This window comes from Micromonospora sp. NPDC051227 (assembly GCF_044455385.1).
In the GTDB taxonomy this organism is placed as follows: Bacteria; Actinomycetota; Actinomycetes; order Mycobacteriales; family Micromonosporaceae; genus Micromonospora.
The window spans coordinates 35,983-57,016 of sequence record NZ_JBITET010000005.1 but is presented as its reverse complement, the minus strand read 5'-3'; the positions used below and the strand labels follow the sequence as shown (position 1 = coordinate 57,016).

Here is a 21,034-nt window from a genome sequence, read left to right as displayed (position 1 = left end):
TTGTGCTCGGTCAGGCCGGGTCCCGGCGGTGCTCGGCGGTCAGCCCTTCGAGCAGCGGCACCACGTCGCGGGGCGTCGGTACCGCGAGCAGTTCCCGGCGCAACCGCTTGGCGTGGTGGGCGTACGACGGGTCGGAGAGCACACGTTCCAGCGCCTTGCGCAGCAGCCCCCCGGTCAGCTTGTCGGAGTCGGCGACGTAGACGCCCGCGCCCTGGTCCTCCACCCCGTTCGCCACTGCCAGTGGACCGAACCACTTCTCACTCCAGTACGCACCCGGCACCACGAGCTGCGGAACCGCGTGCTCGTACGCCGACGCCGATGCGCCGTTGCCGCCGTGGTGAACCACCGCCCGGCAGGTGGGTAGCAGCACGTTGAGCGGCACGAAGTCGGTCAGCCGCACGTTCGCCGGCACGGGCGTGTCGCCGACCTGCTCGGCGTTCAGCGTGGCCACCACCTCCACGTCCAGCCCTTCCACCGCCTCGAACAGGTCCGCCGCGGTCGCCTCGGCGACGTCGGCGGCCCGGTGCGTGACGCCGAGAGTGAGGCAGACGCGCGGCCGGCCGTCCGGCTGGTGCAGCCACTCCGGCACGATCGACGGGCCGTTGAACGCGGTCGGACGCACGTGCAGGTGGCGGGCACCCTGCGGGCGCCACATCCACGGCGGCTGGGTGTCGATGGTCCAGTCGCCGGTCAGCACGTCCTCGTCGAACCTGCTGCCGTAGCGCTCCAGCAGCGGCTCCAGCCACTCGCGCAGCGGGTCCCGGTCCGGGCGGCGGCGTAGCGCCGCGGTGCGCAGTTGCACGTACCCGTCGGCGCCGAACAGCATGCGGGCGTGCGCGGCGCCGCAGGCCCGGGCCACCACCGCGCCGGCGTAGCTCAGCCCGTCCCACACCACCAGGTCGGGCCGCCAGGCGCGGGCGAAGCCCACGAGCTCGTCGAGCATGTCGTCGGGACACAGGTGCCGCAGCAGGTGGCGGGTGAGGTAGTCCAGTTCTCCGTACGGATCCTCGCGGGCGTAGTCCTCCTGCCGGGGGTGGTCCGGAGCGGCCGGCTTCTCCGCCGGCTCGGCCGCGGCGACCCGCATGAGGGTCTCCCCCATGTCCGAGCCGACCAGCACGCCGGTCAGGCCGGCCTGCGTGATGCTCTCGGCGAGGTCCGGCTGGGTGGCGACGCGGACGTCGTGTCCGGCGGTGCGCAGGGCCCAGGCCAACGGCGTCAGCACGAACAGGTGGGAGGCGAGGGCGGGTGGGGCGACGAACAGGACGCGCATGAATCTCTCCTAACGTCGGGCGATGGTCAGTGGCGGCGTGGTACGGGCGGCCACGGGCGGCCGGTCGGCCGCTGGGGGCACGGATCGCGGTCGGGGCGCCGGCAGGATCGCCGCCTCGCAGTCGAACGCGGCGGTGAGGCTGGGGAGCGCCCGGTGCAGCGCGGCCGCGGCGCAGACCGCCTCGACGAGCGTGTTCGAGACGGACAGCGCGAGCGTCGTCACGCCGACGCGGTGCAGCGCTTGTTGGAAGGTCGGCAGCACCAGTGGGTCGGCGCGGATGCCCTCGCCGTGCAGGATCAGGCGGGCCACGTCGCCGCGGCAGCGCACAATCGCGCCGCCGCCGGCGGGCGCGGCAGTGGCCAGGGCCGTGAGGACCGGTGGGCCGTCGGACCGTGGGGTGACGAAGCTCAGCGCGGTGCCTTCGGGTGCCGGCAGCAGGGTCAGCATCTCCGCCGCCGTGCCGGCCCGGCCGACGGCGGCGAGGACGGCGGCGACGTCCGCGGTCCCGACCAGGCCGGACACGGACACCAGCACCCACGTGTGGTCGTGGGTGAGACGACGGACGATCGACCCTTCCACCTGGGGGCCTCCGGGATGCTCGACGGTGACGCGGCGGGTTCCGGCCCGCCCGGGTGGGTGTCGGTCACGGCGGGGCTCGGGCCGATCGGGGGCAGCGCGGGTCGGGTCCAGCCGGTTGTCGTGACGGCATGATCAGCTCAGCAGCCCCAGCAGGTACTCGCCATATCCGCTGCTGAGCAGGGGCCGGGCCAGCTCGCGCAGTTCCGCGTCGGTGATCAGCCCGGCCCGCCAGGCCGCCTCCTCGACACAGCCGATCTTGCAGCCCTGCCGCTCCTCGACCACCCGGACGTACTCTCCGGCCCGGGCCATGTCGGCGATCGTGCCGGTGTCCAGCCAGACAGAACCCCGATCCAGCACGGTCACGCTCAGTTGGCGCTTCCGGAGGTAGTGGTCGTTGACCGCGGTGATCTCCAACTCGCCGCGCACGCTGGGCCGCAGGCCACGGGCGACCTCCATGACGGTGTTGTCGTAGAGGTACAGGCCGGGCACGGCGTACCGCGAGCGCGGGCGCGACGGTTTCTCCTCGATGGACAGCACCTGGCCGGCGGCGTCGAACTCCACCACTCCGTACGCCGACGGGTTCGGCACCGGCCAGGCGAAGATGTGCGCGCCCACCACCTCGGCGTCCGGCCGGGACCAGCGCCCCAGGTTGGCGCCGTGGAACAGGTTGTCGCCGAGGATCAGCGCCGAACTGCGCCCGTCGAGAAACTCCTCGCCGATGAGAAACGCCTGGGCGATCCCCTCCGGGCGGGGCTGGACGGCATACTCCAGGCGCAGCCCCCACTGAGAGCCGTCACCGAGCAGCCGGACGAACGCGTCGCGGTCCTCGGGTGTGGTGATCACCAGGATCTCGCGGACGCCGATCGAGATGAGCATGGACAGGGGATAGAAGACCATCGGCTTGTCGAAGACCGGAACCAGCTGCTTCGAGATCGCCTTGGTCACCGGCCAGAGCCGCGAGCCGGTGCCTCCGGCGAGCAGGATTCCGCGCATCGACGGATCCGGCCGGAGCGCCGTGGCGGCACCCGGGATGGGCGCCGCACCGTGCCGGTCCCGGCGGTCGGTCCACGAACCAGATTCGATCATGATCGCTCAGCCACCCCGACGTCGGTGGAGGATGCCGGGCGGAGCTTGCGCCCCGCCCGGCCTACCGGTCAGCGCAGGTCGAAGGCGTACAACTTGTTGTTGCCCGTGCCGATGTGGTACCCGGATCCCCAGTAGACCGAGCCGTCAACGACTGCGGCTCCGGCGATCACCGAGCCGCCACTGGCGAACCGCCATTTGATGGCGCCGGTGCGGGCGTCGAGGGCGTACATGTTGTCGCCGGTGCCGGCGCCGGAGCCGACGTACACCACACCGTTGGCGGACGTGACGTAGCCCATGTCGATGTCGCCCTGTGGATCGGGGGTCCGCCACAGGATCCGGCCGGTCGCTGCGTCCAGCGCCGCCCACATTCCCCCGGTCACGGTGGTCTCACCGCCGTTACCGGACGGGATCACGAAGGGCACCCGGTCCGAGTTGGCCAGCGCCACGTAGATCCGCCGGCCGTCGGTGGCCGAGCCCCACTGGATTCCGCCCATGCCACCACCCGGGCCGACCTGGGTCTTCCACACCACCCGGCCGTCGTCCGGGTCCAGCGCCCAGTAGTCGCCACTCTTCTGCCCGATCCCGAGCAGCTCGCGCTGGCGCCCGCCGATCGTGGTGGTGAACAGGTTCGGCGACGAGCCGAAGTTCATGTCGGTGCCCGGCGGCGGGTCCAACTCGGACACCGCGTCGGCGCTCAGCGTCTTGTGCACCCAGCGGACCCGGCCGGTCCGCAGGTCGAGCGCGACCACCGAGTCGAAGTAGTCGTCGGCGGCCGGCAGCTCGCAGCCGGTCTGCTCGGGACGGGTGCAGACGCCCTCCGGCACCGTGTAGTTGTTGCCGGTGCCGACGTACACCAGGCCGCGGCGGCGGTCCACGACCGGGTTGCTCCCCCAGACGGCGCTGCCGGTGTAGCCGGGCGGGGCCATGTAGGTCCGCCACAGGATCCGGCCGGTCCGCAGGTCGAGCGCGACGACGCTGCCCCGGAAGGTGTGCGGCGGCGGCAGGATCTCCTCCGAGGAGGAGATGCCGACGTAGACCACGCCCCGGTCGATCACCGGGGCGCCGGTCACCTTCGCGCGGGGGTTGGGGTCGACCTGGGTACGCCAGCGCAGCGAGCCGTCGCCGCGGTCCACCGCGATCACGCCGGCGCCGCTGGGCGACTCGACGGTGAAGCCCTTGCCGATCACCACCAGGTCACCCGAGACCGCGGGGGTGGTGCGGGAGCCGTCGACCGGTGGGCCGGTGTAGTCGCTGATCGGGTGCGACCACACCGGTGTGCCGTCGGAGGCCCGGATGGCCCACAACATGCCGCCCGCGTCCGGCACGTAGAGCACGCCGTCGGCCACCGCCGGAGTGGAATTGATGTCGCCGTTCGCTGTGAACACCCAGCGGGGCCGCAGTCGGCCGACGTTGCGGGCGTCGATGGTCCGCTCGGTCGCCGCGTGCCGCGTGTTGTGCGTGTTCTGCCCGGCGACTGACCAGTCGCGTACCGATGGCACGCTGGGCCGGTTGCCGGCGCCCGCGGGGGCCGCGACGGCGAACCCGGCGACCACCCCCAGGCTGACGATCCCTGCCAACACCCGCATCCGCATGAGCGCTCCTCCTGTGTCGGCCCGCCCCCGCCGGACCCGGTCAGGGCGGCGAGGGCGGACCACGACGTGGATCGGGGCGCCGAATCGGTCGCCGGACACTGCCCCGGCCCGGCCGGCGGCCCCTGTCGTTCCAGCATGGCGGGGGCCGACGGACCGGGGCATCTCGCAGGCTGCTCACCTCGATCGGGCGAGCGGCGGTCAGGCCGTGTGCGTCACCACGGCAGCCACGATGGTGTCCCAGTCCTGCCTGTGCAGTTCGTGGCCGACCCCGTCGAGACGCAGCAGCGACGCGTCCGGGATCTCCCGGACCAGGGCGGTGGCGTGGTCGAAGGGGTGCACCGGGTCGTCGCTGCCGTGGATTACAAGGGCGGGCGTGGCGAGCTCGCCGAGCCGCCCGCGCCACGGCGGCACGTCCCCCATCGCGAACTGGTTCTTCATGCTCGCCTCGATGTCCACCGCCCGGTCGAACTCGCGCCCGATCAACCGGCGGTAGCGCGCCTCCTCGAACATCCGGCCGGAACCGGTGCAGGGACGTTGCAACGACAACCGGTACTCGATGACCTGCTCCCGGTCCGACCAGTCAGGCATCTGGACGTCCGCGTACGCCTTCTGGAACTCATCGGACATGCCGGACAGGTCGGGGTTGTCCGAGCCCGGCACGACCGGGCTGGACGAGACCAGGACGAGGCCGGCGACCCGGTCGGGGTGATCGAGCGCCACCAGCTGGGCCACCATGCCGCCCATCGACTGGCCGACCAGGTGGGCGGCGGGCAGGTCGAGCGCGTCCAGCACGCCGACCACGTCGGCGGCGAGGTCGAGCAGGGTGTACGGCGGCTTGCCGGGCGGATAGGTCACCGACTGCCCGGTGTCGCGGTAGTCGTAGCGCACCACGAAGCGCGAGTGGTCGGCCAGCCGCTGACAGATCTGCTCGTCCCACATCAGCATCGACGACGTCGACCCGGCCAGCAGTAGTACAGCCGGGTCCGCGGGCCGGCCGAAGGTCTCGACGCACAGGTCGACCCCGTTCGCCTCGACCGTCGTACCGCCGGCCGGAAAGATGCTCTCGGTCATGATCTACCTCTCTCCGTGCCCTCCGGGCACCTCACATGTTGGACTGATCTCCGCCACCGGCGGCGCCGCCAGTGCCCGCAGGGGCGACGGTGCGGGACACCTCTGTCAGGGTCCGCGCCACACACTCCTCCGGCAGCAGGCCGGCCCCGTAATCGAACTCACCCTTGAAGCCGTGCTCGCCGAGCAGAGCGCGGACCCGCGCGGCGATCCGCTCCACGTCCAGGCGCTCGGCCGGCGGCAACGGCATCCCCACCGACTCGCGGGCCGCCGCCGCGGCACCGAGCAGCCGGGCCGCGCCCACCCCGTCGCCGGCCACCGCCTGGGCCCCGGCCAGGCCCTCCATCGCCAAGGCGATGGTCCGGCGCTCCCGGGTCTGCAGGGCGGCTTCCCAGCCCTCCCGGTGCCGGGCCGACGCGGTGTCGGCGTCGCCGCGCTGCTCGGCGACGAACCCCAGCTCGGCCTGCACCGCCGCGATGCCCGCCGGCCAGGCGGCTCGCCGGTTCCAGTCGAGCCACCGCAGCAGCCGCCGTTCCGCAGCGTCGAGATCCCCCTCCCACCGGTCGGAGACCGCCGACCCGAGGTCGGCGGCCTGCTCCATGGCCTTGACCGACTCCTCGGCGGCGACGGTGCGGGCCCGGCGGAACATCTCCCGGGCGCGCACGTGGTCGCCGTGGAGCTGGGCGATCCGGCCCGCACCGTTCAGCTGCCGCGCCACCTCGGCGCGCAGCCCGAGCTCCTGCGCGATGTGCAGCCCGTGGGCGAACCAGCGGCCGGCACGGTCGTACTCGCCGGTGAACAGGGCCAGCTCGGCCAGCGGCGTGGTCGCCTGGAGGATGCCCCAGTGGTCGCCCAGCTCACCGAAGAGCACCAGGCTCCGCTCGGCGTCACGGCGCAGGGCGGAGAAGTCCCCACACAACTGGGCGTGGTACGCCAGCACGGCCAGCGCCGCCGCCTCCCCCCACCGGTCGCCGAGGGCCCGGAAGGTCGCCAGCAGCCGGTTGACCGGGTTCGCGGCCGGCCGGGTGACGTCGATCGGGGTGACCACCGCGAGCAGCAGGGCCGCCCGGGCCCGGCCCGCCGGATCGTCCGGATCATCCACATAGCTCTTCGCCGTGGCGTACCGCTGCTCGACCAGCGCGTCCGGCGGCTCGCCGGCCAGCGCCGCGATGCCCGCCTGCCAGGTCATCGCGGTGCCGCGCAGTCCCTCCGGCGCGGCGCCCGGCACGGCCAACGCGGCGGCCAGCGCGGCGCGGCCCCCACCGACCCGGCTGCGCAGCACCCAGTACCAGGCGAGCGCGCAGGTCAGGCGCAGCGCGAGGTGCGCGTCGCCACGGTGTGCGCAGCCGCGCAGCGCGGCGCGGAGGTTGGCCGCCTCGGCGTCCAGCTGGCGCAGGGCGGTGCGCTGGTGCACACCGCGCAGCCGCTCGTCGGCCTGCTCGGCCAGAGCGGTGTACCACCCAGCGTGGCGGGAGCGCAGGTCGGTCAGCTCGCCGGCCGCACCGAGTTGTTCCAGGCAGTAGGCGGCGACCGATTCCAGCAGGCGGTACCGGGGGCCGTCGGGCTGTTCGGTCGGCACCAGGAGGGAGCGGTCGATCAGGCGGGCCAGCAGGTTCGGCACCTGGCCCGGGTCCACCTCGCCGCCCGCGCAGACCTCGCGGGCGGCGGCGAGCGTGCAGCCGTCGGCGTGCACGGCGAGCCGGCGCAACAGGGCCCGCTCCGGGCCGCTGAGCAGCTCCCAGCTCCAGTCGATCATCGCCCGCAGCGTCTGCTGCCGAGCCGGTTCCGAGCGCCGCCCGGAGGCGAGTAATCCGAACCGGTCGTCCAGGCCGGCGGCGAGCTGGTGCACGCCCATCGCCCGGACCCGGGTGGCGGCGAGTTCGAGAGCCAGCGGGATGCCGTCCAGCCGGCGGCAGACCGCCGCGACGTCGGCCGCGTTGTCGGGCCCGAGCGTGAAGCCCGCCGCCCCGGCCCGGGCGCGGACGGTGAACAGCTCGACCGCGCCGTAGCGGAGCAGCCGGTCCGGGTCGTGGTCGGCCCCCGGTTCGGGTAGCGCCAGCGGTGGCACCACCCACACCTGCTCACCGGACACACCCAGCGGCTCCTGGCTGGTGGTGAGCACGCGCAGGCCAGGCAGCCCACCGAGCAGCCGGCGGACCAGCTCGGCCACGTCGTCGACGACGTGTTCGCAGTTGTCGAGCACCAGCAGGAGACGGCGGTCGTGCAGTGCGTCGGCCAGCCCCTCCACACAGGACTGGGTGTCGGTTCGGGCCCGCACGTCCAGTTCGGCGGCGATCCGGTCAACCAGTCCCTGCATCGCGGAACGGTCGGCCCTGGCCTGGTCGACCGCCCCGACCGTCCGGTCCAGAGCGGCCAGCTCGACCAGCCAGACCCCGTCGGGGAAGTCGGCGCTCAGCCCGCCGGCGGCCTCCACCGCCAGCCGGGTCTTGCCCACCCCGCCGGGGCCGACGAGGGTGACCAGGCGGCCGCCGCCCAGCACTGCGCGCACCTCGTCGACGGCGCCGTCACGGCCGACCAGTCCGGTCAGCGGCGTCGGCAGGTTGGTCAGCCGACGCCGGACCGGCGGCCCGGCAGGCGGTGCCGTCAGGCCCTTCTCCTGCCGCAGGATGGCCTGGTGCAGGCTGACCACGGCCGGGCCCGGTTCGAGCCCCAGTTCCTCGTTCAGCCGCTCGCGCAGGTCCCGGTACGCGGCGAGTGCGTCGCCCTGCCGGCCGAGGCGGTACAGCACCCGCATCTGGGTGGCCCGGAACCGTTCCCGCAACGGATGGTCGGCCACCAGGTCCGCCAGTTCGCCGACCAGCGTCACGTCCTCACCGAGCTCGGCGCGCAGCTCGACCTGATCCTCCAGCGCGGCCAGCCGCCGCTCCTCCAGCCGGGCCACCGCCCCGACGGCGAACGGGGCGTCGGCAAACCCCACGAAGGACGGTCCGCGCCACAGCGCCAGCGCCTCGGCCAGGACCGAGACCCGCTCGCGCCGATCCTCGGTGCGCTCGGCACGGGCCAGCAGCGCCTCGAAGCGGTGCGCGTCGACCGCGTCGGGCGGGATGTCCAGCACGTAGCCGACGCCGCGCCGGACCACCGGGTCGGGCAGGCCCGGCTCGGCGTCGCGCAGCACCCGCCGCAACTGGGAGATCTTGCTGCGGAGCACCGCGTGCGGGTTGGTCGGCGGCCGGTCGCCCCAGAGATCATCGATCAGTCGGTCGGCCGTGACAACCTGGCCGGACTGCGCCAACAGGTCCGCCAACAGCGCCCGCACTTTCCACTCGGGAATCTTGACGTGCCGCCCATTGGTGGTCCACACCTCCAGTGGGCCGAGCACACCAAAGCGCATGTGGGGACTCTAACCGAGACCCGCGCAGATGGCGTTGCGAGGCGTTCTGACGCTGCTCCGACGTGCCGGAACAAATCCGGAACGAATCCGTAAGCCGCGCGACGACAATGGCGACGAGCTATTGCCATCTCGACGGACGCCGGCCAACGGAATACGAGGAGTTCGTGGAATGTCGTCATCGCGATTACGATTGGCAATCGTCGTCGGCAGCATACGGGCCGGTCGTTTTGGCTCGGTCGCGGCCCGCTGGCTCGCCGGCCAGGCCGAGCTGCGCGACGACCTCCAGGTAGACCTGATCGAGCTGGCCGAGGCGCGCCTGCCGGAGGTGCGCCTCGCCGAGGGCGACGTGATACCGCAGGCCGTGTGCGACCTGAGTCCGTGGCTGGCCGGCGCGGACGCCTTCGTGGTGGTGGTGCCCGAGCACAACCGCAGCTTCCCAGCGTCGCTGAAGAACGCCGTCGACTGGTACCGGGAGGAGTGGCAGGCGAAGCCGGTCGGCTTCCTCTGCTACGGCGGCCCCGCGGGCGGCCTCCGCGCCGCCGAGCAGCTCCGGCAGGTCTTCGCCGCGCTCGGTGCGGCGACCATCCGGGAGACCATCAGCCTGTCACACCACCGGGCGCTCTTCGACGCCCGCGGCCGGCCAGTCGACGCCGAGTCCGTGTCGGTGGACGCCCGGCGCATGTTCGACGAGCTGGTCTGGTGGGCCGAGGCTCTGCGCAATCACCGGCAGCTCCGTCCGTACGTCCGGTGACCCTGTCCCGCCGTCCCCGCACGGCCGACAACAGTGAAGGAAGGATCAACATGTCGTCGCACGCCGACACTCCGTCGAACACCGCCGCCCCCCCGGGCGCGCTTGCGGGCCGCCGCGAGTTCGCCGGGCTGGCCGTGCTGGCCCTCGCCGCACTGCTGATGTCGCTGGACCTCAGCGTGCTCTACCTCGCCCTGCCGCACCTGAGCACGGCGCTCTCCGCCAACAGCACCGAACAGCTCTGGGTCGTCGACATCTACGGTTTCATGACCGCCGGCTTCCTCATCACGATGGGCAGCCTGGGTGACCGGGTCGGCCGGCGGAAGCTGCTGCTGCTGGGTGCGGCGCTGTTCGGGATCACCTCGGTGGTCGCCGCCTTCTCCACCTCGTTCTGGATGCTGTTCGGCGCGCGGGCGTTGATGGGCGTGGCGGCGGCCACCGTCATGCCCTGCGGGCTGGGCCTGATCAGCCACATGTTCGCCCACCCGGCCCAGCGTGGCATGGCCATCGCCTCCTGGATGAGCTGCTTTATGGGCGGCCTGCTGATCGGCCCGATCGTCGGTGGTGTCCTTCTGCGGTTCTTCTGGTGGGGCTCGGTGTTCCTGATCGCCGTCCCGGTGATGCTCCTGCTGCTGCTGACCGGTCCCCGGCTGCTGCCCGAATACCGCAACCCGCAACGAGGTCCGCTCGATCTCGCCAGCGTCGGGCTCTCCCTGGCCGGCGTGCTGCTCGTCATCTTCGGTCTCAAGGAACTGGCAAAGGACGGCTGGGCGCCCGCGCCCATCGGCGCCGTGGTCCTCGGCCTCGTGGCGGCCACCGCCTTCGTCCTGCGCCAGCGGTCGCTTCGGGATCCGATGCTCGACACCGGGCTGTTCTCCAACCAGATCTTCGCCGCGGCGGTGATCTTCGGCCTGCTCGGCGGCGCGGTGCAGGGCGGCAGCTCGTTGCTGGTCACGCTGCACCTGCAGACCGTGGAGGGCCTCTCCACCCTGGGGACCGGGCTGTGGATGCTACCGCCGACCCTGGGGCTGATCGTCGGGCTCATGCTCGGCCCGGGTCTGGCGCAACGGATCCGCCCGGCGTACGTGCTCGCTATCGGAATGGTCATCGCGGCACTCGGATACGTGGTGCTCACCCAGGTCACCCGCACCGGCGGCCTGGCGCCCATTCTGATCGGCTTCGGCATCGTGCTGTTCGGCGTGGGCATCCCGCTCGGCTTGGTGACCGGCCTGGCGATCGGCGCTGTCTCCACAAAGGAGACCGGCTCCGCCTCAGCGGTGATGCAGACCGGCAGCGAGTTCGGGGTGGCCTTCGGCATCGCGGCCCTGGGCAGCGTCGCCGCCGCCGTCTACCGCACCGAACTGACCGACGCGCTGCCCTCCGGCGTCACCGCCGAGGCGGCGCGGGCCGCCCGGGGCAGCGTCGAAGCCGCGGAGGCCACCGCCCGGTCGCTGCCCAGCCCGCTGGGCAGCGGCCTGGTCGACGCCGCGCACGACGCCTTCACCGCAGGTCTGAACACCGTCGCTCTGGTCGGGGCGATCGTCGTGCTCGGCTTGGCCGTTCTGTCAGTCGTCGCGCTGCGCAAGGTCGACCCGGTGCCCCCGCCGCCGAAGCCGACCAAGCCGGTCGCCGGCACGGCCGCGGCGGAGGCGCCCGCACAGGCCCGCTAGGCGAACCCGCGTGCGGGGCAGGGCCCGGCCCTGCCCCGCACGCGTGTCCGGACCCGGCAATCTCGGAGACGTTAAGTCCCACGGCGGCGGCCGAGAATGGTGGCGGCGAGGTCGGTATGTAACTCCCCGCGCAGGGCCGACCCCGGCCGCCGGCCAAGCCCCCCGGCGCGGAGGAGAGGACAGCCATGGCGGACGATCCAGTCACCCTGATCACCGGCGGTGCGGCCGGCATCGGTGCGGCGACCGCCGAACGCCTGCTGCGCCGCAGCCACCGGGTCGCGGTGACCGGGCGGGACCCGGAGCGGCTCGCCCGCTTCGCCGCCGGGGCCGACGCCGGGCAGCGACTGGCGGTGATCCCCGCCGACGCGGCCGAGCCCGCCGCGGTGGAGCGGGCCGTACGCACCACGGTCGAGCGTTTCGGGCGGCTGGACACGGTGATCGCGAATGCCGGCATGGCCACCTTCGACGCCGTGGACGACGGGAACCCGCAGGGCTGGCGGGAGATGATCCTCGTCAACGTGCTGGGACCGGCCCTGCTGGTGCGCGCGGCGTTGCCGAGCCTGCGCCGCACCCGCGGCCGGATCATCCTGGTGGGCAGCCTCGCCGGCCTCGTCGCCACCCACGGCAACCTGTACGGGGCGACGAAGTGGGCGGTGACCGGGCTCGCGGAGAACGTCCGCCTGATGGTCGCCGGCGACGGGATCCGGGTCACCCTGATCGCGCCGGGCCGGGTCGACACCTCCTTCTGGGCGCACGCCGGCGGCACTCCCCCGGGCGGCAGCCTGACCGCGGGCCAGGTCGCCGACAGCATCCTCTGGGTGCTGGGCCAGCCCGAGGGCGTCGACCTGGCGAGCATTGTCATCCGGCCGATGCCCGCCGCCGACTGAGCCTCCGGTCCGGCCGGGCCACCGCCCGAACCGCCGGACCTCCCTTCCCGCCTGCGGAGGTAACGCACGGATGCGATACGACCAGCTCATCATTGGCGCCGGCCCGTGCGGACTCGCCGCCGCCCACGAACTGCACCGCGCCGGCGCCCGCCCGGTGGTCCTGGAACGCGGCATGGTGGCCGGCGGGCTCGCCTCGTCGTTCACCGACGAGGCCGGCTTCGTGTGGGACCAGGGCGCGCACGTCGCCTTCAGTTACTTCGGAGACTTCGACGCCCTGCTCGACGACGTCATGGCCGGTGACGTGCTGCGCCACCAGCGCTCCTCTTACATCCGCTACGGCGACAACTGGGTGCCCTACCCGTTCCAGCACAACCTCAGCGCCCTGCCGACCGACGACGCCGTCGACTGCCTGGTCAAGATGATCGAGCGGCCGGACGTCGTGGTACGCAACTACGACGACTGGCTGCTCGCACACTTCGGCACCGGCATCGTCGAGCGGTTCATGCGGCCGTACCACGAGAAGGTGTGGACGGTGCCCACCGACGAGATGTCCACCGACTGGGTGACCCACCGGGTGGCCACGGTCGACTGGCACGGCGCGCTGCGCAACCTGGTCGAGCGTCGCACCGCGCCGGGGTGGGGACCCAACAGCACCTTCACCTATCCGAGCAGCGGCGGCATCGGCGAGCCGTTCCGGCGCTTGGCGGCCCGGCTGCCCGACGTACGGTACGCGGCGCCGGTGCGGCGGATCGATCCCGACGCCCGGACAGTCACGTACGGCTCCGGCGAGCGGCTGTCGTACGAGCGGCTGGTCTCCACCATGCCCCTGACCGCGCTGGTGTCGGCGCTCACCCGGTGCCCGGCGGAGGTACGCGCCGCCGCAGCGGTGTTGCGCCACAACCGGGTGCTGGTGGTGGGCGTCGGCGCCCAGGGCCGGATCGACCCGGCGTGGCACTGGCTGTACTTCCCCGAGGGCAGCTACCCGTTCTACAGGATCACCAACATGGGCCTGTTCGCCAGCGCCAACATGCCGGAGCCACGGGAGCACCACGTGTCGTACCTGGCGGAGATCGCCCTGCCGTCCGACGGCGAATGGCCGGACGACGACGTGGCGGTGCGGCAGACCCTGCTCGGCCTCGAGCAGGCCGGGCTGCTGCCCGATCCCAGCGCCGTCGTCTCCCGGTACGTGCGAAGGATCCCGATGGCGTACCCGATCCCGACGCTGGACCGCACGGAGGCCGTGGCGCTGATCCTCGACCATCTTGAGGGGCGGGGCATCTACTCCCGCGGCCGTTTCGGCGTCTGGATGTACGAGTACGGGAACATGGACCACGCCATGAAGATGGGGGCCGACGTCGCCCGGCACCTGCTCACCGGGGAGCCGGAACGCATTCCCCTGCCGCACCGGCTGCCCCCGTCGGCCCCGTCGGCCCCATCGGTCGCCGCCGCCGTCTACTGACCCGAAGTTCCGCACTCGCGAAGACGTGCCGCCGACGCCGGCTCGGCATGCTCGGATCATCGGCCGCGACGCGACGTTGCACGCGACCGTCCCCCGACCCCCCACCCGGAGGTGAGGCGACGATGACGTTGCAAACGCACCACGAGGATCATCGCGAAACCGCGCCACAGACCGTTTCCGCCGCGCCTTCCGGCCACCGGCAGGCCGCGCTGGTCAGCACCGCCGCCGGCCTGCTGCTGGCGATCATGTGGTCGTTCGAGCTGGTCGACTCGGTGATCGGTGACACCGTGGCGAACGGAGTACTCGGGCACGACGCCAAGGCCACCGCGCTCTCCGGCACCGGCGCTGGCCTGCTCTTCGCCCTCGTATCCGGCTTCGCCGGCACCTTCACCGCCTGCAACATCGCCATGGTCGCCTCGATCGGGCCGATGAGCCAGGCCGGCCGGACGCCACGGACGGCCACCGGGACGTGGCGTCCCCTTCTGCGGACCATCGGCCTGCTGGCGGCCGGCATGCTGCCCGTAGCGGCGGCGTACGGCGCGATCGGCGTGTTGCTCGGCGACCGGCTGCCGCAGCTGTCCACCGCGTCCGTCGGGGACATGCCGGTCCGGCTCATCCAGTCCTCGGTGGTGTTCGGCCTGATCGGTCTGGCGCTGCTCTACCTCGGCCTCGCGGCGCTCCGCATCGTGCCGGACGTGTTCGCACACCGACCGGCGGGGCGCGTGGTGGTGCTCGGCGCGCTCGTCGGTGGATTTCTCATCGGCCGCCCCTATCCGCTGTTCAACAAGCTGTTCCACTGGGCGGTGGACACCGGCAACCCGGTCTACGGTGCGCTGGCGTTCGCCCTGCAGTCCGTCGGCAACATCCTCGTGGTGACAGTGCTGTTCGTTGGCATCGTCCTGCTCAGCCGGGGACGCTTCCTGGGCTGGATGGCCGACCCGCGCCGCAGCACCCTCGTCACGGGGACGCTGCTCGTCGCCTTGGGCGTCTTCACCGTCGTGTACTGGGACCTGCGGATTCCCGCGCACTTCGGTTTCGGTTGGTTCCCCAGCATGCCCTACAACTGACCGCTCAGCGCGCCCTGCAGTTGCTCGGTCAGTAGCTCGCCCCGTGGTCATCGACCAGAACGACGGTTCGACGGGCATCCACGCAAGGGTCATGCCGCCGCGCCCTCATGATCCGCCAACCGAATTGCCACACCAGGTCAACCGCATACTGGGACTCGTCCCCTGCGCCAGGGTGCCAACATGTCAGGGCCGGTGCCGCCCGTTGCGCGGCATGACAATGACAGGGGTCGGTCAGGGCGCAGGTTTGCAATTGTTCACGAAGACGCCGGCGCACCTTTCGCTGGATAGTTTCCTCACCATGTTTTCCGATTCCCCCGCCACTTCGGGGAACGATTTCTAGGAGGGGAAGATGCTCAGACGTCGCGTGTTCGGCATCGGGCTCGCCGCACTGCTGGCGGTCTCCGTGGCCACCGTTGCTACTCCGGCTAGTGCGGCAGAGTCTGCGACGGCTGCCGGGACGATCCCACAGCCGGTGCTCGCAGCGGCACAGGCTCTGGCCGGGGAGCAGGCCGCAGCGACGACGCCCACCTTCAGCCGGGAGCCGACCGCTCGTGGGCCGGCCACGGCGGCCGCCGCGAATGTGATCACCTGCACCGCACGGGCCCAGTACCCACATGCGTCGACCGGCGGCAACGGCATCCCGGGCAGCATCGACGGCAAGGCGGATTCGTGGTGTGACGCGCCAATCCCGTACATCGGTGCTCAGGCCGAGTTGTACCAGTACGTCCCAGGCAGCGGCTTCTTCCTGGTGTCAGTCGGAAGCCTGAACTCCGGCCCGGGGAACAAGAAGTACACAGGTGTCGCCTTCACGATCTGCCAGAGTGTGCCGAACTACTACGTCACCAAGGGCATCCACACGTACACCGCTCCCGGCGGCTACTACCCACCGTCAGTGACGCTGACAACACAGTCGCCCATCGTGCAGGTCACCTGCTGAGGAGGCCGCACGGATCAAACCGGTCGACCGTCGCGGTGCCAGCGGCGGTCGACCGGCTACGCCCGGCCTCGTCATGCCTCCCGCAGCCGGTCGGCGAACGCCCAGGCGACGGCGGCGGTCAGGATCCGCACGCCGCGGGTCGAGGCCGGACGCAGCCCGATCAGCTCCTCTACGCGTCGCAGGCGATAGTCGAGCGTGCGGGTGTGCACACCAAGCGCCCGTGCCGTCGCCGGTCGGGACATGTCGTGCAGGTAGTACGCGTCGAGGGTGCGGATCAGGTCCGGGCCGGCTTCGAGTCGGGTGATGAGCTCCCGCAGCCAACCGTCCATCTGGGGCAAGCGGGCGGCTCCGAGTTCGACGAACCTGTCCGCGACGCTGTAGAGGTGCTGGGGCCTTCGCTCCGCCGACGTCAGGCGGCTGATCTGTCGTGCCTGGTCCAGCACACCGGCCAGCTGGCCCACGGGCCCGAGGGCAGCGCCGGCGGCGCACTCACGGCCGGAGTCCATGGCGACGCCGCGGACCAGGTCCAGGGTGCGATCCGCCGCCGGACCGTATACGCCACCGTCGACAAGCCATGCCGACGTGGCCGCCGGCGCGTCGACCGATGCCGGCGTGACAAGTACCAACTCCGCCGGCCCGAGCCAGGACATCGGGATCCGCCAGGACGCCAAAACCGCGGCGACGATGCGTTTCCGAGCCGGCGCGGTCAGGCCCGGCGGGTCGAACCGAACAACCGTCACCAGCCAGTGATTCGCAAGACGTACGCCGGCCGCCCGAGCGATGCCCGTCGGCGGTGGTTCGTCGGCCAGCAGCGACCGCGCGAGCATCTGGACCTGAGCCGACATCGACCAGGTCTGTGCAACGCCAACAAGGTACCCGTCCAGGTAGGCGCCGCGGGCCCGGTTGCCCTCCCGCCCGAGCCAGTTGGCCATGTGGAGCACATCCTCGGTGTTGGCCGCAGTAGCGGTCTCCACCACATCGCGCAGCATCAGTGCGGTATGGGTGCTGAGCGCCTGCCGCTGCGACGCCAGCGAGAGCCGATCCTCGCCCCGTCGTCGGCCGACGTCGCCGATGGCCGCCAGGTCGTCCTCGTCGAGCGGCGTGTCGTCCCGTACGCGCTCCAGACTCACCAGGCGGATGAAACGCGCGAAGTCGAGCATGTGCGCGAGCTGCTCCGGTGACGGTGACGCGTACTCGGGCACCTCTCGCTGGTAGGTATTGACGGCACGCACAGCATTGACGTCAATCCGCCGTTGGAGCGCCACGATCAGGTCCGGCACGACACCTCCTGCAAGGGACGGCGAACGCATTTCGATCGGTGTTCGCCGATCCTATCGTCGGACCTCGACGCAAACGGCGACGTGGCGACGGCGGTCCACACCTCCGGAGTCGAGTGCGACCTTCATCCAGCAGCGACACCATCACCGATCTGGTGACCACGGTCCTCGGGCCAGCTGACGAAGGCGCCTGGTGGTGCCGTACCTGGAGACCCTGTCCGTGCTCCTCGACAACCAGGGCAACTACACCGCAGCCGACGCCGCCCGTCGGCGGATCTCCGTCGGCTGTCAGGCGCCGGCCTACCGGAAGTCGGCCGCGCGGGAACCAACAGGATCACCCCTACATCCTGCACCTCGGACCGATCAACCTCGAACTGTTAACCGGGCCCACCCCCGATTCGCAGCATGGGCGGACGAGGCCCAGGCTCCTATAGTCCCTTCCGTGGACGCCAACACCGAAGAGTTGAGAGCCTCACACGACGTCCTCGCCGATTATTACGCCGAACGCCTGGCTGACGCTCTTGATCACATGCCCGCAGAGCGGGCCGTCCTCGACCTGTTCTGCGACCTGACGCTTGCCGCGGACTTGGGCATCACCGTCGGCGATGTCGGCTGCGGGACGCGACGCCTCGCGCCCTACCTGGCGGCCAAGGGTCTGGCGCCGTTGGGAGTCGACCTCTCACCCGAGATGATCCGCGTGGCGCAGCGTGACCATGCGGCCTTCCGGTTCGACGTGGCCGATTTGCGTGAGCTGCCCTTCGAGCCAGCGTCGCTGGCAGGCGTGGTTTGATGGTACTCCCTAATCTTTCGGGCACCGGCCGATCGTCAAACGGCCTTTGACGAGCTAGCACGGGTATCACGTTCAGGGAACCGTGTCGCCAGACCGCGAGACTGCTAAGCAACTGGATTGTCGCTCGGTCGCTGTCTGCGGCATCGGTGGCGTCGGCAAGCCGAGGCTGGCTGCCAGGTCGTCGGTGTGCACGACCAGCTCCATGACCCGGGTCAGCAGGAATCGTCGACTTTTAGGCCCCAGTCGCCCAGGTCCACGTTGCGGTCGGGCGGTTGCGCTGTCACCGTGGCACGCAGGTCGGTCAATGCCGCATCGACCGCGTCCGCCAGCTCCCTGGGGGTCGTCGCGGCAGCTGTCTGCTCGCTGCGGCGCCGGATGTCGATGTTGTCGGCACTATCCAAGCCTGAGGTCACCCAGGCGTTGCCGGTGAAGTGCTCAAGCACCGAGATCGCCGATTCTCCTGGCGGTGCGGCAATGAATGCCGCTGTCTGAGTGACCTGGTTGGCCAGATGGTGGGCGAGGCCGCCGGTGGAGAAGTCCGGCAGCGCGAGCCCTTGGCAGTGCGGCGGTGGTGGCAGGATACCCGTGTGGACAGAGGCGAGAGGGATGCGTCAGATGCGTTCGGTCCACTTGCCGACCTGTCGGACGTGGAGTCGACCGCTGCAGCCATAGGTCAGGTCTTATCCATGCTTCTAGCTGCGCGGCAGTGGTGGAGGTGCACAGCCTGGACCTGAGTGGGCCCGTTCTAGAGCAGCCCGGGCTCGGCCATGAGGGTGGCTAACGTCTCGGCGTCTGGTGGTGTCGTAGCCGCCTTCTACGGCGTGGCGGTTGGAGCGGCGTCGGCCCTGGATCGCACCCACGGCGGATACAGCACGGAGAGCAAGCCACCCAGGGCAGGCGTGAAGCACGACAACAAGATCCGACCACCCCGGCCGGCCTCCCCGCGAGACAGTCAGACCCATCGCCGCGACTGCGATCGGTACAGCGCCGAACTAGCTGTACTTTGGCGCAGAAAGACGTCGGCTGGGCGTACAGCATGCCGCGGTGGGTTTGACGACCCGGCCGGGCTGGGACATCGCGTTAGGCGCGCTCGTCGTCGGGCTGGCGTCACCGGTCGCCGGCTGGTCGCTCACCGCGGTCTGTCGCGGAACGCGGCCACCACGGCGTGCGCGACGAGCGAGGACGCCTCCCAGAACGGCTGGCGGGTCTCCGCGCACAACCGGGTGCTCTCTTCGGCGGCGGCCACGGCGTATGACCAGTTTCCCCGGCGCAGGGCGGACCACGCGAGCAGCGACAGCGTCCTGCCGAGCGTGTGCAGGTGACCGTCGGCACGCAGCCGCTTCGCCGCGTCGGTGAGCAGGCCCTCGGAGACGTCGGACGCTCCGGCACACGCCGCCGCGTGTGCGAGCCGGTAGCTGGTGGTGGTGTCCCGGGCGGCGGCCGGTACATGGGCGATCAAATCCCGGATCTCGGGGTCGCTGTCGAAGGGTGAGCAGTACGCCAGCAGTTGCGCGCGCGTCGGAGCGTCGACAACCGCCAGGCGGTCGGCCGCGGCGATCACCTGCTTGCCCACCGGTCGACCGGGAGCGAGGTTCCAGCACCGCAGCGCCGACGCCCGCAGGAAGTCGGTCGCCAGCGCGTCGTCGCCGACCATGCTCGCCCGGCCGGCAAGGTCGACGAGCGTAGTGATGCGCTGGTCGCCGCCGCGGTCTCCCTCGGCCAGCTCAATGAGCCACTCGTACCGCAGACCGTCGTGCTCGCTGTCCATCAGGTCGCGATAGTGCCTCCGGAGCCGCTCGCCATGCTCAGGACGCCGCACCGCCTCTGACCTGCGACAACGTGGAGCCGCAGGCAGGGGTGGGTGCAGTTGAGCGCCGTTCGATGCCGTTGGACGCAGTTCAGGGCCGTTCAGGGCACCCCGCTGCTCCCAACCTGCTCCCCCAAATGGGCTCGCGCCGGACCGTTGGCCGATAATCGTCACCGTAAATGCGCCGAGCATGCTCTCTGTCAGTGCGCTATGCACGACTAGCCTACGGCTACTGGAGCCGCCTCCGTAACTGCCGGTGCTTAAGGACCCCTCGGCGCATCCATGGCCTCCGACCCGAGGAAGACACAAGATACAAGCCGTGGCGCCGACTATTCTCAACAGTTGATCCAACGCGCTGGGCGCAGTCGGGAGCCGTTGACGTAGCCTACGACGAGGCCGTTATCGGCGATCCCCCAGCCGAAGGGGTCTCGGACACCGGGGATGGTGCCGCCTAGGGCGACGAGCCGGTCGCCGTGGTCGACGGCTCGGTCGCCGAGCACTGTGCCTCGACTGTTGACGTCCTGCGCTGATACCAGCGCCGGGTTCACGGCGGACGCCACGCCAGTCCGCAGGTCCCAGCGCACCAGGGTGCTGTCCCCGCCCTCACTGCCGGTGCCGATGCTACCAACTGCCCAGGTCCCCCGGGCCGCGGAGATCCCCGACCACCGGGCCCCGGGGGCGGTGAGCCGGTCGGTCCTTGCGTCGGGATGGCGTACCCAGCCGAAGCTGCCGGCGGTGCCGATGATAGTGCCGTCGTCGAGGATCTCCCTCGCGCTAGCGTAAAACGGGGCGTCGATCACCTCGACGGTGCCCGGCCGGTCAACGGGCCAGAGCAGCGGCAGGGTCGACTCGGTCTCTTCAACGGCGCCCAGGCCAACGATGTCGCCGCGTGAGTTGATCCCCAGCGCAAAGGTGTTGGAGACCGTCGGCAGGACGGGTAACCACTCCAGGCGCCCGTTGTGGTAGCGCCAGGGGCGGTAGACGTTGCCGACGAAGGCATAGCCGACGGCAACGCCGTACCGATTGATGTCCTCGACTTGCCCCGGCGCTCCGATGGTAACGACGGTGAGGCGGGGTTCGCCCCACACTCCAGGCCCGGGTCGGTGCGGCGTTCCGGCCCACAGCAGCAGTAGCGGCTGCGAATCGTCGTCATCGATTCGGTAGCCGATACCGGCGATGAACCGACCAGTCGGGTCGACCGCCAAAGCTCGACCACTCATGTCCGCTGGTAAGGGCAGTGGTCGTAGCGCGCAGACCGGGACGGTCCGGCGCTTCGGCTCGGCCATGGCAACGCCGGGCAGGCCCAGCGTTGCGGTCAGGGCAACAGCGGTCAGACTGACCAAGAAGCCGTGCCGAACAGTCCGGGTCATCTCTACTCCCAGTGGCGTGCAGTGGTGGTGTGCTTACCGAAGCACGTCGGTGTCACCATCGGAAGTGCTGCCTAC

The 21,034-nt window shown here is 71.2% G+C and carries 16 protein-coding genes and 1 pseudogene; 7 read left to right on the top strand and 10 right to left on the bottom strand.

Annotation, left to right across the window (positions count from 1 at the left end; all coding sequences use genetic code 11):
- Positions 1-10: 10 nt before the first annotated feature.
- From ACIA47_RS15200 to ACIA47_RS15175, 6 genes are all read right to left on the bottom strand, one after another.
- Positions 11-1,270 (bottom strand): activator-dependent family glycosyltransferase, encoded by a 1,260-nt coding sequence (locus ACIA47_RS15200; protein WP_396708325.1) that lies wholly within the window; start codon positions 1,268-1,270, stop codon positions 11-13.
- Positions 1,271-1,279: 9 nt separating this feature from the next.
- On the bottom strand, positions 1,280-1,849 hold the full coding sequence (locus ACIA47_RS15195; RefSeq protein ID WP_396708323.1) for a hypothetical protein: 570 nt from the start codon (positions 1,847-1,849) through the stop codon (positions 1,280-1,282).
- A gap of 132 nt (positions 1,850-1,981) precedes the next feature.
- Complete coding sequence (gene rfbA, locus ACIA47_RS15190) at positions 1,982-2,842, bottom strand: glucose-1-phosphate thymidylyltransferase RfbA (RefSeq protein WP_203119385.1); 861 nt, start codon at positions 2,840-2,842, stop codon at positions 1,982-1,984.
- 161 nt (positions 2,843-3,003) lie between these two features.
- Positions 3,004-4,527, bottom strand: coding sequence for a PQQ-binding-like beta-propeller repeat protein (locus tag ACIA47_RS15185; protein ID WP_396708321.1), 1,524 nt, complete (start codon positions 4,525-4,527; stop codon positions 3,004-3,006).
- A gap of 198 nt (positions 4,528-4,725) precedes the next feature.
- Positions 4,726-5,598 carry an alpha/beta fold hydrolase gene (locus ACIA47_RS15180; RefSeq protein WP_396708319.1) on the bottom strand — a complete coding sequence of 291 codons (873 nt, stop codon included), beginning with the start codon at positions 5,596-5,598 and terminating at the stop codon, positions 4,726-4,728.
- Between the two features lie 31 nt (positions 5,599-5,629).
- On the bottom strand, positions 5,630-8,947 hold the full coding sequence (locus ACIA47_RS15175) for a BTAD domain-containing putative transcriptional regulator (protein ID WP_396708317.1): 3,318 nt from the start codon (positions 8,945-8,947) through the stop codon (positions 5,630-5,632).
- A 169-nt stretch (positions 8,948-9,116) separates the two neighbouring features.
- On the opposite strand from ACIA47_RS15175, the gene ACIA47_RS15170 reads away from it, so the two are divergent.
- From ACIA47_RS15170 to ACIA47_RS15145, 6 genes are all read left to right on the top strand, one after another.
- On the top strand, positions 9,117-9,698 hold the full coding sequence (locus ACIA47_RS15170; RefSeq protein WP_203119320.1) for an NAD(P)H-dependent oxidoreductase: 582 nt from the start codon (positions 9,117-9,119) through the stop codon (positions 9,696-9,698).
- Positions 9,699-9,748: 50 nt separating this feature from the next.
- Positions 9,749-11,365, top strand: a complete 1,617-nt coding sequence (locus tag ACIA47_RS15165; RefSeq protein ID WP_396708315.1) for an MFS transporter — start codon at positions 9,749-9,751, stop codon at positions 11,363-11,365.
- 185 nt (positions 11,366-11,550) lie between these two features.
- Positions 11,551-12,252: an SDR family oxidoreductase gene (locus tag ACIA47_RS15160; RefSeq protein WP_396708313.1), complete on the top strand. Its 702-nt coding sequence runs from the start codon at positions 11,551-11,553 to the stop codon at positions 12,250-12,252.
- A gap of 70 nt (positions 12,253-12,322) precedes the next feature.
- Positions 12,323-13,711: a protoporphyrinogen/coproporphyrinogen oxidase gene (locus ACIA47_RS15155; RefSeq protein ID WP_396708311.1), complete on the top strand. Its 1,389-nt coding sequence runs from the start codon at positions 12,323-12,325 to the stop codon at positions 13,709-13,711.
- 122 nt (positions 13,712-13,833) lie between these two features.
- On the top strand, positions 13,834-14,778 hold the full coding sequence (locus ACIA47_RS15150) for a hypothetical protein (RefSeq protein ID WP_238410597.1): 945 nt from the start codon (positions 13,834-13,836) through the stop codon (positions 14,776-14,778).
- 349 nt (positions 14,779-15,127) lie between these two features.
- Positions 15,128-15,715, top strand: a complete 588-nt coding sequence (locus ACIA47_RS15145; protein WP_396708309.1) for a hypothetical protein — start codon at positions 15,128-15,130, stop codon at positions 15,713-15,715.
- Between the two features lie 71 nt (positions 15,716-15,786).
- On the opposite strand, the gene ACIA47_RS15140 is transcribed toward ACIA47_RS15145, so the two are convergent.
- Positions 15,787-16,995, bottom strand: a complete 1,209-nt coding sequence (locus ACIA47_RS15140; RefSeq protein WP_396708307.1) for a PucR family transcriptional regulator — start codon at positions 16,993-16,995, stop codon at positions 15,787-15,789.
- Positions 16,996-17,434: 439 nt separating this feature from the next.
- Between ACIA47_RS15140 and ACIA47_RS15135 the strand changes: the two are divergent.
- Positions 17,435-17,860, top strand: a pseudogene (locus ACIA47_RS15135) (class I SAM-dependent methyltransferase); the annotation flags it as partial.
- A 134-nt stretch (positions 17,861-17,994) separates the two neighbouring features.
- Here ACIA47_RS15135 and ACIA47_RS15130 read toward each other — a convergent pair.
- From ACIA47_RS15130 to ACIA47_RS15120, 3 genes are all read right to left on the bottom strand, one after another.
- Positions 17,995-18,225, bottom strand: a complete 231-nt coding sequence (locus ACIA47_RS15130; protein WP_396708305.1) for a hypothetical protein — start codon at positions 18,223-18,225, stop codon at positions 17,995-17,997.
- Positions 18,226-18,911: 686 nt separating this feature from the next.
- Positions 18,912-19,550: a hypothetical protein gene (locus ACIA47_RS15125; protein WP_396708303.1), complete on the bottom strand. Its 639-nt coding sequence runs from the start codon at positions 19,548-19,550 to the stop codon at positions 18,912-18,914.
- Positions 19,551-19,924: 374 nt separating this feature from the next.
- Positions 19,925-20,959 (bottom strand): hypothetical protein, encoded by a 1,035-nt coding sequence (locus tag ACIA47_RS15120; RefSeq protein WP_396708301.1) that lies wholly within the window; start codon positions 20,957-20,959, stop codon positions 19,925-19,927.
- Positions 20,960-21,034 lie beyond the last annotated feature (75 nt).

Excerpts from the sequence above, each read along its gene's own strand:
- ACIA47_RS15170 (WP_203119320.1), top strand. The coding sequence starts at position 9,117 with ATGTCGTCATCGCGATTACGATTGGCAATCGTCGTCGGCAGCATACGG.
- ACIA47_RS15145 (WP_396708309.1), top strand. The coding sequence starts at position 15,128 with ATGCTCAGACGTCGCGTGTTCGGCATCGGGCTCGCCGCACTGCTGGCG.
- rfbA (WP_203119385.1), bottom strand. The coding sequence starts at position 2,842 with ATGCGCGGAATCCTGCTCGCCGGAGGCACCGGCTCGCGGCTCTGGCCG.
- ACIA47_RS15150 (WP_238410597.1), top strand. The coding sequence starts at position 13,834 with ATGACGTTGCAAACGCACCACGAGGATCATCGCGAAACCGCGCCACAG.
- ACIA47_RS15165 (WP_396708315.1), top strand. The coding sequence starts at position 9,749 with ATGTCGTCGCACGCCGACACTCCGTCGAACACCGCCGCCCCCCCGGGC.
- ACIA47_RS15185 (WP_396708321.1), bottom strand. The coding sequence starts at position 4,527 with ATGCGGATGCGGGTGTTGGCAGGGATCGTCAGCCTGGGGGTGGTCGCC.
- ACIA47_RS15180 (WP_396708319.1), bottom strand. The coding sequence starts at position 5,598 with ATGACCGAGAGCATCTTTCCGGCCGGCGGTACGACGGTCGAGGCGAAC.
- ACIA47_RS15175 (WP_396708317.1), bottom strand. The coding sequence starts at position 8,947 with ATGCGCTTTGGTGTGCTCGGCCCACTGGAGGTGTGGACCACCAATGGG.
- ACIA47_RS15120 (WP_396708301.1), bottom strand. The coding sequence starts at position 20,959 with ATGACCCGGACTGTTCGGCACGGCTTCTTGGTCAGTCTGACCGCTGTT.
- ACIA47_RS15155 (WP_396708311.1), top strand. The coding sequence starts at position 12,323 with ATGCGATACGACCAGCTCATCATTGGCGCCGGCCCGTGCGGACTCGCC.
- ACIA47_RS15125 (WP_396708303.1), bottom strand. The coding sequence starts at position 19,550 with ATGGACAGCGAGCACGACGGTCTGCGGTACGAGTGGCTCATTGAGCTG.
- ACIA47_RS15200 (WP_396708325.1), bottom strand. The coding sequence starts at position 1,270 with ATGCGCGTCCTGTTCGTCGCCCCACCCGCCCTCGCCTCCCACCTGTTC.
- ACIA47_RS15160 (WP_396708313.1), top strand. The coding sequence starts at position 11,551 with ATGGCGGACGATCCAGTCACCCTGATCACCGGCGGTGCGGCCGGCATC.